The following is a 13,315-nucleotide window of genomic DNA, read 5'->3' as shown; positions in this document are numbered from 1 at the left end:
AATGAATAATAACAAGCAGTCTTTACAAAAAAGCACCTGACTTACAAAAATATCATTTTTAAGCATGAAAAATCAATAAGGCATATTTTCTCCCGGATCTATCATGGGCGGAACATCTTCGCCACCATAGCCTTCAGGATTGTCGGGATGATTGCCGGAATGCCCATCGGCACGTTTATCTAACATAATCAGATTGTCGCCCACCACTTCAGTTGCAAATTTTTTATTGCCTTCTTTATCTTCCCAACTGCGAGTACGCAATCTGCCCTCTACATAAATTAAACTGCCTTTGTGCAGGTATTTTTGCGCCAAATCGGCTAACCCACGCCATAAAACTACGGTATGCCATTCTGTTTGTGAAACGAGTTTGCCACTGCGGTCTTTATAGGTTTCGGTAGTGGCCAAAGGAAATTTTGCTACTCCAATATTCCCGTCTAATACCTGTAAATCCGGGTCTTTTCCCAAATTGCCGATAAGCATTACTCTGTTTACGCCTCTCATACTTTTGTTGTTTTGGTAAGTGAGATAGTTGTTCTTAAAATTACTGCTTTTAAACGATGTTCACAACGATTTTAAAATTAAACAATTATTTATTTTAAGCATCATAAGGGCTGTTAAATTTTTTCCTGATTGTTGCAAATGGCTATTCATTGCAACAATGCATATTATCGGTAATAGGTTTCGTCTAAATAAAATAGTCCATTGCTGTGTTGCCAGTACCAAAACTTTTTTTTGTAAATGCAATAAGTACCTTTTAGGGAATGTAGGGTATAGGCTGGAGCTACATAAATAATTTTTGGCGGGATGCTGTTAAAACGATAAAGGAGATTTTTGCGTTGATTGGGCGTAAATGCACGGGTAATTTGGGTATAATTTACCTGTTGGCCAATAGCGAGGGGAAATCTGTCTTTTGGGGTAAGAATATTGCCCATGCCATCCACCACAATAAATGCAGCAGGGCGTGGTGGGGTTTTAACCGGATTTGTTTTATAGGTGCAGGCTTGAAATGACAACATCACTAAAACGAGGGCAATGATTGGCTTCATGGCAGGAATTGTTTGTTGGGTTCAAAAATGTAAAAACCATGCCATGATTAAAAATTGTGTCTGAACAAATTTGTACGGCCTGCTGATATTATTTTTTTATGAAGGTTGAAATGTAGTTGATATTGCCGTATCTTAACGTCAAAAAAAATGAAAACATTTTTATTCATGTTGGTTATGTTAACAGGCGCTGTAATAACAGCACAGGCACAACAAACCACACAGGCAAAAAAAGACACTACCGTAACTGAACTGATAGGAAGATACACTTTTCCGGATGGAAGTGTAGTAGAGCAAGTGGAAGTAACGTTTGATAGTACCGGACTAAATATGGTATCTGATGCAGGTACCTCGGTATTGCAGAAATTAGGCGTAGATTCATTTGCATTGGTTTCGTTTCAGGGCACTGCCGTATTTAAAAGAGATGAAAATAAAAAAGTTAAAACAGTCATTATTGATGCTGTGGGCTATCATTTAGAAGGCAAGAAAGAAGATACCGCTGCTGCTACACGCCCCGTTGCCCTGCTACCTGACATGCACAAACAATATGCATTGGCACCACTTACACGATAGCGCAAATAAAAACATGAATAAAAAAGGCGACAGGTATAGGTATCACATTCATCGCCTTTTTGAGTATTGTTTATGCTAATACGCTTACAAGCCCGATTCTATTGTAGCAATATAGTTGATTAAATCAGCCTGCACAATGGTTTCCTGAGTGCCGGTAGCCAATTGTTTTACAGTGCAGGTATTTTCTTCCAGTTCCTTACTGCCCAGCATAATTACAACTGGTATGCCTTTCTTTTCAGCATATTTAAATTGCTTATCAAATTTAGCAGGCTCATGATATAATTCGCCACTGATGTTTTGTGCCCGTAAACTTTGTAACAAAGCAAAGGCACGGCCGCTTTCTTCTATTCCCAAATTAAAAAACAACACTTTACTACCCTTCATTAATTGTTTGGGAAATAATGCAAGCCCCTCCATTACATCATAAATTCTGTCTACCCCAAATGAAATGCCCACGCCGGGTACATTGGGTACACCAAATAATTCGGTTAAGTTATCGTAACGGCCGCCGCCGCCAATACTGCCTATGCTAAAGCCAATGGCCTTCACTTCAAAAATTGCTCCGGTATAATAGTTTAAGCCTCGGGCTAAGGTAACATCAATTTCTAACGGTAACGGATTGTCGGGCATTTGTCGGTTTAAAATAAATTGCAGGGCTTCAATACCTTCTTTACCCAGCGGGTGCTTGCCAATGCTGTTGGTAAGTGTTGCAATTTTTTCTTCATTACTGCCTTTTATTTCCAGAAAATGTGCAATGGTTTCAATTTGTGCTGCCGACAGGTTGCGTTGCTGTAATTCTTCTTTTACTTTATCTATTCCTATTTTATCTAATTTGTCGATAGCAACGGTTATGTCGGTTAATTTATCTGCTCCGCCACATATATCTGCCAAAGCTGCCAATATTTTTCTGTGATTGATTTTAATAACAATGGGTAGGTTCAGCATTTTAAACACATGAGCATATAAATGTGCCAATTCCACTTCATTCATGAGTGAGTTGCTGCCAACAATATCGGCATCGCACTGATAAAATTCGCGGTAACGGCCTTTTTGCGGCCGGTCGGCACGCCATACGGGTTGTATCTGGTAGCGTTTAAAAGGGAAAGTGAGTTGCCCATAATTCATGGCAACATAACGTGCAAAAGGTATGGTAAGATCGTAACGGAGTGCCCTTTCTGTAATATGTTTTGATAATTCATTTGGTTGTAAAAGATGATCTAATTCCGCTCTAATTTCATCAATATTTGAGGTGTTGATTAGAAGATCATAAGCAGATTTAGTATAAGTGTCATTATTTTCCTTTTTTATTAAGAATAGAATGTCAATCATTTTTAAAGCACGTAATCTGGTTTCTTTGCTAAAATCACCATTACTTAAAATCCTAAAAATTAGTTTATCACCCTCTTCTCCGTACTTCCCCATTAAAGTACTTAAGTTTTCCATTGCCGGCGTTTCTATGGGTTCAAACCCATATAACTGAAAAGCTTGGTGTATGGTGTTGAAGATATAGTTGCGCTTGTAAATGGTAGTGGCATTAAAATCACGGGTGCCCTGGGGCAAAGTAGGTTTATTCATGCGATGTTTTTATATCATTTTTTTAAGAACTGTATTTCTGAAGTATACTATCAGTAGCAGCATCTAACATTTGGTAAACAGTTATAAAATCATTTTCGGTACCAAACCAGGGGTCGGGTACTTCGGTATTGGAACCAGGAAACAATTCGTTCATAATAAATGCAGTTTTTGCAGCATCAAAATGTTTTTTGCTGATTTGTTCAACGGCTTTATAGTTATCCAGGTCCATTACATAAATTTTGTCATAAGCCATCATGTCATTGGCGGTAAATTGCCTGGCTCTGTGGTTGCTGATGTCAATGCCGTGTGCCATTGCTACTTTTTGCGAAAGCAGATGCGGTGGTTCGCCAATATGGTAATTACCGGTTCCTGCACTGTTTACTTCCCAATGTAAGCCGGCTAATTGTACTTTATGTTGTAAAATTCCTTCTGCCAAAGGGCTTCTGCAAATATTTCCTAAACAAACCATCAATACTTTCATGCTTGCAAATATACATTGCCGGCAGCTTTTCACATTGCTTTGCATGGTGTGGGGCACTATGGTATTTACAATTGGATGGCATGTTGTACCATTCAAAAAGCCGGTAAATAGCACTGTTTTACCCGGGCATTTATGATGGCAGCGAAAAAAAGAATACATTTTTTTAACAAAATATGTTTTGTGGAATGTCAGCTTTTATGCTTCTTACAGCAAAAGAAACCGGGTTTTTTATGGTAATATTTTTGCACATTAAAAAATTCTTAGAAAATTCTTAGAGGTTTTTAATGCATCGCAAAGGAATTATTCTATAAATTGCCCATCCCATACAGTATTAATTGTAATGAAATGGAGCAACCAATTAGAGAAAAGCATAGAAAAAACTTTATTTTTCTAAGTTCTGTGAGAGATATTTTTATGGCATTACTGTATTTGGGTATGTCTGTACTGCTTTTTGGAGGCAAATACTGGCAAATACCTCAAATTATGGCTTTAGGTGATGCGTTTTGTTATTTTTTAGGATCTGTTTGTTTGTTGTATGGTGGCTTTAGAATGTACAGGGGCATTAAGAAAATGTATTAACATGATAATGAGCAGGCATGTGGTTTTTATCTCTTTTTTAGTTGTTTTGCTGGTTGCGTGTCAACAGCAGCAAAATAAATATGTCATTACCGATACCCCATCAAAAGGTACCATTCACATTAGTGTGGATGAAAGTTTTCAGCCCGTTATTGCGCAACAAATTAAAGTATATGAGTCATCTTATCCTGATGCGCATATTCTTGCCAAATATGAACCGGAAGTAGATTGCTTTAAAGATTTGATGAAAGATAGTACCAGAATGATTATTGTGGCAAGAGGATTGAATAAGCGGGAAGATTCATTTTATTTAAATAAATTAGGTTTTAAACCTTTATTTGGTGTAATGGCATTTGATGGTGTTGCCGTAATTGTAAACCAAAACAATCCCGATAGTGTTTTTACCCTTAACGATTTAAAAGATATTTTATCCGGCAAAAAAAATATTCCGGTTGTTATGGATGGTACCAATGCAACCAGTACCGTTCGGTATTTGCAGGATACATTATTGCACGGAGCACCATTTGGTAAAAATGTAATGGCAACCGGCGGCAGCGATTCGGTAGTGTCGGTTATTAAGCAAATGAACAATGCCGTTGGTTTTGTAGGAATTAGTTGGGTGGGCAATCCCAATGAACCCAAGCAGGTAGCCAATCTTAAAAAAATAAGGCTGGGATTAATTGAATGCACCGCCTGCGGTGAAAAAGATGTTTTTGTGAAACCTTCGCAGGCCAGCATTACATACGGACAGTACCCGCTTACCCGGCCCATTTATTATATTTTAAAAGAAAATGCAGTAGCATTGGGTACCGGATTTAAAAATTTTATGACTTTGGAACGCGGTCAACTCATATTCAGAAGCGGTGGTTTAGCACCTGCTAAAATGGATTTGGTGAATCGAAAAAGTCAAATTGAGGAGTAAACAAACCACTATAAACTTAAAGCATGATGAAGAAAACAATTACTTTGCTAGTGGCAGCCTTTCTGGCTGTAAATGGATTGATGGCCCAGTCGATTGCTGATGGGATTAACGACTTAAACTCGTCATTCAAAGTTCAATCTGCCATTAATATTTTGAAGAAAAATTACGACGATAAGCCCAAAGATGTACAAGCCATTTATTGGTACGGTCAGGCTTTAATTGGCGGCAATGAAGTAACCAAAGCCCAAATGGATGCGGCGAAGGCTGTGTATCAGAAAGCCTTAACCGATGGTGTAAATGAGCCATTAATATGGGTAGGCATAGGCCATATAGACATGCTGGAAGGTGGCGATATCAATGCTGCCAAACAAAAGTTTGAACAGGCCATTACAGCTACAACACCCACCAAAGGCCGACATAAAGGCGAGCCCAGTGTTGAAATTTTAGAAGCCATAGGCCGTGCCAATGCCGATGGAGGCAGCAAAATTGGTGATCCTAACTATGGTATTGAAAAATTAAAACAAGCCGCTGCATTAGATCCTAAAAATTCTATGGTGTATGTGTACATGGGTATCTGCTATCTGAAATTAGGTGGCGAAAATGGAGGTGAAGCCGTAAAAGCATTTGAGCAGGCTACCACCATTGATCCAAAAAATGTGTTGGCTTATTACAGAATTGGAATGGTATACCTGAGCCAGAATAATGAAGACTCTTTCATGCCGGCTTTTGGAAAAGCAATGGAAGCAGATCCTTCTTTCCCCGATACTTATCTGGCGTTGTTTGAATATTATAAGAACAGAAATGTAGATATGGCCAAAGCCAATCTGGACAAATTCATAAAATATGCAGATAAAGATCCGCAAAACGATTTCTATCTGGCAGATTACCTGTATCAGGCAGGTAAATACCAGGAATCATTGGCTAAAGAAAAAGAAATAGAAACCTCTTTAGGTGGTACAGACAAATTACCCGGATTGAGTTTATTGTATGCCTACAACTATTTGAAATTAGGTGATTCATTACAGGCTAAACAAAATATTGAAAAGTATTTTAAATTAGAACCTACAGATAAAGTGAAACCGGCAGATTATGAACTGGCAGTAAAAATTTTCTCTAAATTTCCTGAAAATGCCGACGTTGCTGTTAAGTACATCCAATCAGCCATTCAGTCAGATACTTCTAAAGTGAATAAAATTAACTACATGACGCAGGCTGCAGATTTAATGGCAAAAGCTAAAAATTACAAAGCGCAGTTAGATTGGTTATTGCAAGCGCAAGCCCTGAAAGGCACTTGGAGCGAGTACGATTATTACAATATCTCAAATGTGGCATATCAGGCAGCCGATTATCCCAAAGTAATGGATGTGGCGGCTAATTATATCAAAGCATTTCCCGATAAGCCACAAGGTTATTATTTTAATGTAATGGCAGCCAAAGCATTAGATACCACTTCTAATCCCGGCATTGCTATTCCCGCCTTGCAACAGCAAATTGATTATTTGATGAAAGACAGTGTAAAAAATCAACGCTTCATCATCATCGACTATTATTATATGATGGGTTACTATAATGACAGGGCAAAAGATTATGAAAAAGCCCTCGATATCTGTAATAAAATTTTGGAATTAATTCCTAATGATCCGGATATGTTAAAAATTAAAGGCGCAATTGAAGGCAACATTAAAAAGCAAAAGCTGATGGAAGGAAAACAACCACAGACTGACAGCACCGGTACAAAGGGTGCAACGAAGAATTAATTCGTCAGGAAATACATTTTTAAATATAATAAAAAAGTTGCCGCTGTAAAAAGTGGCAACTTTTTTATTGAAGCAAGCCTGGAAACTCCAATTTCATAATTTAGTAGATTATTACGCTATTGACTTTAATTTTTTTGAGAGCGGGTAATATTAAAACAATATTGAAAATACTTGTGGCATTATAAATTGCTGAATTCATCAAAAACAACAAAAGAATAGTAAGGGTTTATAAACAGACTGCCTTATTTTTGCATCTCATTCAAGAATGTTATGATAGGTTTTAGTACACTTCTTCAACTAAATCAGCTTAACAATACTGCTGAAAATTATTTCCCGATAGGCATTCAACTCATTTTCGCCATAGGTTTTGTGGCTACCATGATTGGATTGTCTGCCTGGGTAGGTCCAAAAAGAAAAACGAGTGATAAACTGGAAAATTTCTCCAGTGGTATAGCCAGCCATGGCAATGCCCGCCAACCCATGGCAGTAAAGTATTTTTTAGTGGCTATTTTGTTTGTATTGTTTGATGTAGAAGTAATTTTCTTTTATCCCTATGCAGTAAACTTTAAATTTCTGGGATGGGCCGGCTTTTGGGAAATTGTGTTGTTTGTGGCTTTATTCCTCATTGGTTTTGTATATATCATTAAAAAGGGAGCATTGAATTGGGAAGATTAATGGGAAGGAATCTTCAACTTAAAAGAAGTTGAAATGTTATATATGGTGCAATTTGTGCTTACTTTCTTTGAAAAATGGCAGGGGTATAACAAATTAGCAGGATGTGGTAAGTGATGTTTTACAATCCTGAAAACCTTATTTTATCAAGCAAATTAAATGTTATTCTATGCGTCCAGTACGTTTTAATATTCATCCCAAACCAGCAGAACCTGCCAAATCTATTATTATGGGCGAGGCTCCGCAGGGATATAATGGAGAAGGCTTTTTCACCACCAAATTAAGTGAAGTAGTGGGGTTAGCACGAAAAAACTCTTTGTGGCCATTGCCATTTGCCACTTCTTGTTGTGGTATTGAGTTTATGGCTACAATGGGTGCGCACTACGATTTAGCTCGTTTTGGTGCAGAAAGAGTTGGTTTTTCTCCCCGTCAGTGCGACTTACTAATGGTAATGGGTACCATTGCCAAAAAAATGGCGCCTGTTTTAAGGCAGGTATATTTGCAAATGGCTGAACCCCGTTGGGTATTGAGTGTAGGTGCCTGTGCCAGCAGTGGTGGTATTTTTGATACTTACAGTGTGTTACAGGGTATTGATCAGATTATACCGGTTGATGTATATGTGCCAGGTTGCCCGCCCAGGCCAGAAGCTATTTTAGATGGGTTTATGAAAATTCAGGAATTGGTAGGTAAAGAAAGTATTCGCCGCAGAAACAGCCCGCAATACACGGCACTTTTAGAAAGTTATGGCATTCAATAAACGCCATTTATTGGCTTATTCATCAGGCTTTAAAAAAATCTGTAAACGCTTATAACAGTCATGGCACTAACCAACGAAATCATACAACAAAAACTCCAGGAAAAATTTGGCGATCAGGTGTCTAATTTTGAAACACCATTTGGTTTGCTCAGTTTTCAATCACCAAAAGAAATGAATTTAAAGATATTGCAGTTTTTGTATGAAGATGCAACACTTCAATTTACTTTCTTAACTGATTTGTGTGCTGTTCATTATCCGGTTAATACCGGAAAAGAACTGGCTGTAGTATATCATTTACATAATTTAAAAGAGAATATACGCATCCGTTATAAAGTATTTACCGGTATACAGCAACCCGATGTGTTTACGGCAACCAAATTATTTGAAGCAGCCAACTGGATGGAAAGAGAAACCTACGATTTTTTTGGCGTAAACTTTATCGGGCATCCCAATTTAAAAAGAATTTTAAATGTAGATGAAATGGATTATTTCCCATTAAGGAAAGAATATCCATTGGAAGATCAAACCAGAATAGATAAAGATGATGCCATGTTTGGCAGAGGCGGTTCAATTTATTAAATCCAATTGTAAAGGCAGTTCAAAACAACTGTCGGTAATTTAATTGAAATATTATGTTGGAAACAAAAGAGGTGCAACCACACCATATAAAACTTCCGGATGGTTCCATTGAAAAATTAACCACCACCCTCAATCTGGGTCCTACACACCCCGCTACCCACGGTGTGTTTCAAAATATTGTTGAATTAGATGGTGAACGTATTGTATCGGCCGAGCAAACCGTAGGTTACATTCACCGGGCATTTGAAAAATTAGCCGAACGCAGGCCGCTTTATCAGGTAACACCCATTACCGATCGATTAAATTATTGCAGCAGCCCTATTAATAACATGGGTTGGCACATGACCTGCGAAAAATTACTGGGTGTAAAAACACCCAAGCGGGTAGATTATTTGCGGATTATTATCATGGAACTGGCCCGTATTTCCGATCACCTTATTTGTAATTCAATTGTGGGTGTAGACAGTGGTGCCTATACCGGTTTTTTATATGTGATGCAATACCGCGAATTGATTTATGAAATTTATGAAGAAGTATGCGGCTCTCGTTTAACCACCAATATTGGCAGAATAGGTGGGTTTGAACGCAACTTTACAGATACAGCTTTCCAAAAGTTAGAAAAATTTCTTCAGGAATATCCTAAAGTGCTAAAAGAGTTTGAAAACCTCTTTACCCGTAATCGTATTTTCATGGATCGCCTCCAAAATACTGGTGCTATTAGTGCCGAGCGTGCTTTAAACTATGGCTTTACGGGACCTAATTTACGTGCAGCAGGGGTTGATTACGATGTGCGGGTACATAGCCCATACTGCAGTTACGAAGATTTTGATTTTATTGTTCCGGTGGGCAGTACCGGCGATAACTATGACCGGTTTTTAGTGCGCAATGTAGAAATGTGGCAAAGCTTGCATATTATAGAACAGGCCTACCAAAAAGTACAGAAATTTAAAGGAGCCGAAGCCGAAGTATTTCATGCCGATGTGCCTGAGTATTATCTTCCCGAAAAGAAAGAGGTATACACAAAAATGGAGGCATTAATCTGGCACTTTAAAATCATCATGGGTGAAACTGCCATACCCAAAGGTGAAGTTTACCATAGTGTAGAAGGTGCTAATGGCGAATTGGGTTTTTATTTAATTAGCGATGGTGGAAGAACACCTTATCGCTTGCATTTTCGCAGGCCCAGTTTTATTTACTATCAGGCATACAGTGAATTAACAAAAGGAGGTATGTTGAGCGATGCCATTATTACCATGAGTAGTTTAAACCTCATTGCAGGTGAGTTAGATGCATAAACACATAACAAACTAAAATATAGCGTTGTGGTACAATTTTCAGAACAGCAAATGCAGGAATTTAATCGTTTAGTAAAACGTTACCCGGAAGGCAAACAAAAAAGTGCGCTATTGCCGGTATTGCATTTGGCACAAGAAAGCTTTGGCGGTTGGTTAAGCGCTGAAACAATGGATTATGTTGCCAATTTATTGCAATTAGAACCCATTGAAGTATATGAAGTAGCCACCTTTTACAGCATGTTTAATACCCAACCCGTTGGGAAGTACATGTTTGAGGTATGCCAAACCGGTCCCTGTATGCTAAATGGCAGCGATGAAATTATTAGCTACATCAAAGAAAAATTAGGCATTAGTGCCGGCGAAACTACGCCCGATGGTATGTTTACGCTAAAAACAGTAGAGTGCCTGGGGGCTTGTGGGTATGCACCCATGATGCAGTTGGGAAAACAATATCGGGAACATTTAACGAAAGAAAAAGTCGATGCAATTATTGAAGAATGCAGAAGCAATGCTGCACGCAACAATTAAAAGCATCATTTATTCACTTTTATTGTAATTACAAATGGGTGTAAAATTATTATTATCAAAAGCGCATGTAGAAGGCATCAGACAGTATGATGTTTACAGAAGAGAAGGCGGTTATCAGGCAGTTGAAAAAGCGCTGAAAACCATGACTCCGGAAGCCATTGTGGAAGAAGTGAAGAAAAGTGGCTTGCGGGGTCGTGGCGGAGCCGGTTTTCCTACGGGCATGAAATGGAGTTTTATTGCTAAGCCCGAGGGCGTACCCCGCCATTTGGTGTGCAATGCTGATGAAAGTGAACCGGGTACTTTTAAAGACAGGTACCTGATGGAGTTTTTACCCCATTTATTAATTGAAGGCTTAATCATCTCATCTTTTGCTTTGGGGTCAAATGATACCTATATTTATATCCGTGGTGAATATGCTTGGATAGTAGGTATTTTGGAAAATGCTATTGAAGAAGCCAAACAAAACGGTTGGCTGGGTAACAATATTTTGGGCACAGGCTTTAATTGTAATATTTATGTTCAACGCGGGGCAGGCGCTTACATTTGTGGAGAAGAAACCGCATTGTTAGAATCATTGGAAGGAAAAAGAGGTAATCCCAGAATTAAACCTCCTTTCCCGGCCATCAAAGGAGTTTGGGAACGACCAACTGTTGTAAATAATGTAGAAACATTGGCGGCAGTAGTACCTATTATTAATATGGGTGGCGAAGAATATGCCAAAATTGGTGTAGGCCGTTCAACCGGAACCAAATTAATTTCAGCCTGCGGTAATATCAATAAACCGGGCGTGTACGAAATTGATATGACCATTAGTGTAGAAGAATTTATTTACAGCGAAGAATATTGTGGTGGCATTAAAAACGGGAAGCACTTAAAAGCCTGCATACCTGGCGGTTCTTCTGTTCCAATTTTGCCGGCAAATTTGTTGTTGAAAACAGCAAAAGGAGAAACCCGTTACATGAATTATGAAAGTTTAAGCGATGGAGGTTTTGCTACCGGAAGCATGATGGGCAGTGGTGGTTTTATTGTGTTTGATGAAGACCAGTGTATAGTGCGCCATACTTATACTTTGGCCCGGTTTTACCGTCATGAAAGTTGCGGACAGTGTTCACCCTGTAGAGAAGGTACCGGTTGGATGGAGAAAATATTATTGCGTTTGGAAAAAGGAGAAGGCAAAATTAGTGATATAGATTTGTTGTGGGATATACAGGGAAAAATTGAAGGAAACACTATTTGCCCCTTAGGCGATGCGGCTGCTTGGCCTGTAGCGGCTGCTATCCGTCATTTCCGGGATGAGTTTGAGTGGCATGTATTACATCCGCAGGAAGCGCAGGTAAGAAATTTTGGTTTGGCACATTATGCCAACCCTATTCAGGTGCCTGTAGGTGCTTAATCCAGCCTTATTGAAAGGCTAATTTTGAATTTTAGAATTTTACAATATGTCAGACGAAACATTATTCAAAGTCACCATTGATAATATTACGGTTGAAGTACCTGCAGGTACCACCATTTTGCAGGCTGCCCGTAAAATTGGCGGAGAGGTAACCCCTCCTGCCATGTGCTATTACAGCAAATTACAAGGCAGTGGTGGTAAATGCCGTACCTGTTTGGTAGAGGTGAGCAAAGGTTCTGAAAAAGATCCGCGCCCAATGCCCAAATTAGTTGCTTCTTGCCGCACAACTGTAATGGATGGTATGGAAGTAAAAAATGTAACATCGCCACGTGTACAGGAAGCAAGGGCCGGTGTGGTTGAATTTTTATTAATTAATCACCCATTAGATTGCCCCATCTGCGATCAGGCCGGCGAATGTCATTTGCAGGATTTAAGTTATGAACACGGTAAAGAAGGCAGCCGTTACGAATTTCAAAAACGCACCTTTAAAAAAGTAGATTTAGGAGCATATATTCAATTACATATGACCCGCTGCATACTTTGCTATCGTTGTGTGTTTGTAGCCGACCAGCTTTCTTCCAAAAGAGAACACGGTGTATTAGATCGGGGTGATCATGCTCAAATTGCCACTTTCATTCAAAAAAATTTGCATAACGAATTTATCGGTAATGTTATAGATGTTTGCCCGGTGGGTGCTTTAACCGATAAAACTTTCCGTTTTAAAAACAGGGTATGGTTTACCAAACCTGTGAATGCACACAGGCATTGCGATAAATGTTGTGGTGAAGCAGAGCTATGGTTAAGAGGTGATGAGGTGTTTAGAGTAACTGCCAGAAAAGATGAATGGGGTGAAGTGAAAGAAGCCTCAAACGGCAAAACAGGATGGATTTGCAATGAATGCCGCTTTGAAAAGAAAAATCTGGCCGATTGGGTAATAGAAGGCCCCACTAATGTTAACCGGCATTCAGTGATTGCACAAAACAAATATGTAGGATTGGTAAAACCTACTGAAACCTTTCCTAACATTATGAAAGGCAGGAATCCAAAATTACTCATGGATATTCATAGTGTAAGTGAAGTAAATAAACCAAACATACATTTAAGCGAATTAGAACGCCCGGCACATTCAACCGATTTTAACCAATAACACTCAATCAATATTTG

15 protein-coding genes are annotated in these 13,315 nt (G+C 38.8%); 11 read left to right on the top strand and 4 right to left on the bottom strand.

The genetic code is table 11. The annotated features are described in order from the left end of the window. Positions 1-72: 72 nt before the first annotated feature. Both EO766_RS05920 and EO766_RS05915 read right to left on the bottom strand, forming a co-directional pair. Positions 73-501: a single-stranded DNA-binding protein gene (locus EO766_RS05920; RefSeq protein WP_218330531.1), complete on the bottom strand. Its 429-nt coding sequence runs from the start codon at positions 499-501 to the stop codon at positions 73-75. 164 nt (positions 502-665) lie between these two features. Further along, positions 666-1,046 carry a hypothetical protein gene (locus EO766_RS05915; RefSeq protein ID WP_287100795.1) on the bottom strand — a complete coding sequence of 127 codons (381 nt, stop codon included), beginning with the start codon at positions 1,044-1,046 and terminating at the stop codon, positions 666-668. Positions 1,047-1,193: 147 nt separating this feature from the next. On the opposite strand from EO766_RS05915, the gene EO766_RS05910 reads away from it, so the two are divergent. Beyond that, entirely contained in the window at positions 1,194-1,616 is a 423-nt protein-coding gene (locus EO766_RS05910; RefSeq protein WP_287100794.1) for a hypothetical protein, read from the top strand. 84 nt (positions 1,617-1,700) lie between these two features. Here EO766_RS05910 and hisS read toward each other — a convergent pair whose 3' ends face one another. Both hisS and EO766_RS05900 read right to left on the bottom strand, forming a co-directional pair. Then, positions 1,701-3,191: a histidine--tRNA ligase gene (gene hisS, locus EO766_RS05905; RefSeq protein ID WP_287100793.1), complete on the bottom strand. Its 1,491-nt coding sequence runs from the start codon at positions 3,189-3,191 to the stop codon at positions 1,701-1,703. A gap of 22 nt (positions 3,192-3,213) precedes the next feature. Beyond that, positions 3,214-3,672 carry a low molecular weight protein-tyrosine-phosphatase gene (locus tag EO766_RS05900; RefSeq protein WP_228733089.1) on the bottom strand — a complete coding sequence of 153 codons (459 nt, stop codon included), beginning with the start codon at positions 3,670-3,672 and terminating at the stop codon, positions 3,214-3,216. A gap of 345 nt (positions 3,673-4,017) precedes the next feature. Between EO766_RS05900 and EO766_RS05895 the strand changes: the two genes are divergently transcribed. The 10 genes from EO766_RS05895 to EO766_RS05850 all read left to right on the top strand — a co-directional run bounded on the left by EO766_RS05895 (position 4,018) and on the right by EO766_RS05850 (position 13,298). Then, on the top strand, positions 4,018-4,251 hold the full coding sequence (locus EO766_RS05895; protein WP_218330527.1) for a hypothetical protein: 234 nt from the start codon (positions 4,018-4,020) through the stop codon (positions 4,249-4,251). Between the two features lies 1 nt (position 4,252). Further along, positions 4,253-5,170 (top strand): PstS family phosphate ABC transporter substrate-binding protein, encoded by a 918-nt coding sequence (locus tag EO766_RS05890; RefSeq protein WP_218330526.1) that lies wholly within the window; start codon positions 4,253-4,255, stop codon positions 5,168-5,170. 23 nt (positions 5,171-5,193) lie between these two features. Beyond that, positions 5,194-6,927 carry a tetratricopeptide repeat protein gene (locus EO766_RS05885; RefSeq protein WP_218330525.1) on the top strand — a complete coding sequence of 578 codons (1,734 nt, stop codon included), beginning with the start codon at positions 5,194-5,196 and terminating at the stop codon, positions 6,925-6,927. 270 nt (positions 6,928-7,197) lie between these two features. After that, positions 7,198-7,602 (top strand): NADH-quinone oxidoreductase subunit A, encoded by a 405-nt coding sequence (locus tag EO766_RS05880; protein ID WP_068247403.1) that lies wholly within the window; start codon positions 7,198-7,200, stop codon positions 7,600-7,602. 166 nt (positions 7,603-7,768) lie between these two features. Continuing rightward, entirely contained in the window at positions 7,769-8,356 is a 588-nt protein-coding gene (locus tag EO766_RS05875) for an NADH-quinone oxidoreductase subunit B (protein ID WP_068247400.1), read from the top strand. Positions 8,357-8,416: 60 nt separating this feature from the next. After that, positions 8,417-8,935, top strand: coding sequence for an NADH-quinone oxidoreductase subunit C (locus EO766_RS05870; protein WP_218330524.1), 519 nt, complete (start codon positions 8,417-8,419; stop codon positions 8,933-8,935). Between the two features lie 53 nt (positions 8,936-8,988). Then, the gene (locus tag EO766_RS05865) at positions 8,989-10,230 is read left to right on the top strand and encodes an NADH-quinone oxidoreductase subunit D (protein ID WP_218330523.1); all 1,242 of its coding nucleotides are present in this window, start codon (positions 8,989-8,991) and stop codon (positions 10,228-10,230) included. Positions 10,231-10,257: 27 nt separating this feature from the next. Then, on the top strand, positions 10,258-10,758 hold the full coding sequence (locus EO766_RS05860) for an NADH-quinone oxidoreductase subunit NuoE family protein (RefSeq protein ID WP_218330522.1): 501 nt from the start codon (positions 10,258-10,260) through the stop codon (positions 10,756-10,758). A 34-nt stretch (positions 10,759-10,792) separates the two neighbouring features. Further along, complete coding sequence (gene nuoF, locus EO766_RS05855; protein WP_218330521.1) at positions 10,793-12,151, top strand: NADH-quinone oxidoreductase subunit NuoF; 1,359 nt, start codon at positions 10,793-10,795, stop codon at positions 12,149-12,151. A gap of 46 nt (positions 12,152-12,197) precedes the next feature. Then, positions 12,198-13,298, top strand: a complete 1,101-nt coding sequence (locus EO766_RS05850) for an NADH-quinone oxidoreductase subunit G (protein ID WP_075051845.1) — start codon at positions 12,198-12,200, stop codon at positions 13,296-13,298. The last annotated feature ends 17 nt before the right edge of the window (positions 13,299-13,315 follow it).

It is taken from the genome of Hydrotalea sp. AMD (assembly GCF_004100315.1).
GTDB lineage: Bacteria > Bacteroidota > Bacteroidia > Chitinophagales > Chitinophagaceae > Hydrotalea > Hydrotalea flava.
The sequence above is the reverse complement of the archived record's forward strand: the minus strand, read 5'-3'. Positions and strand labels throughout refer to the sequence as shown.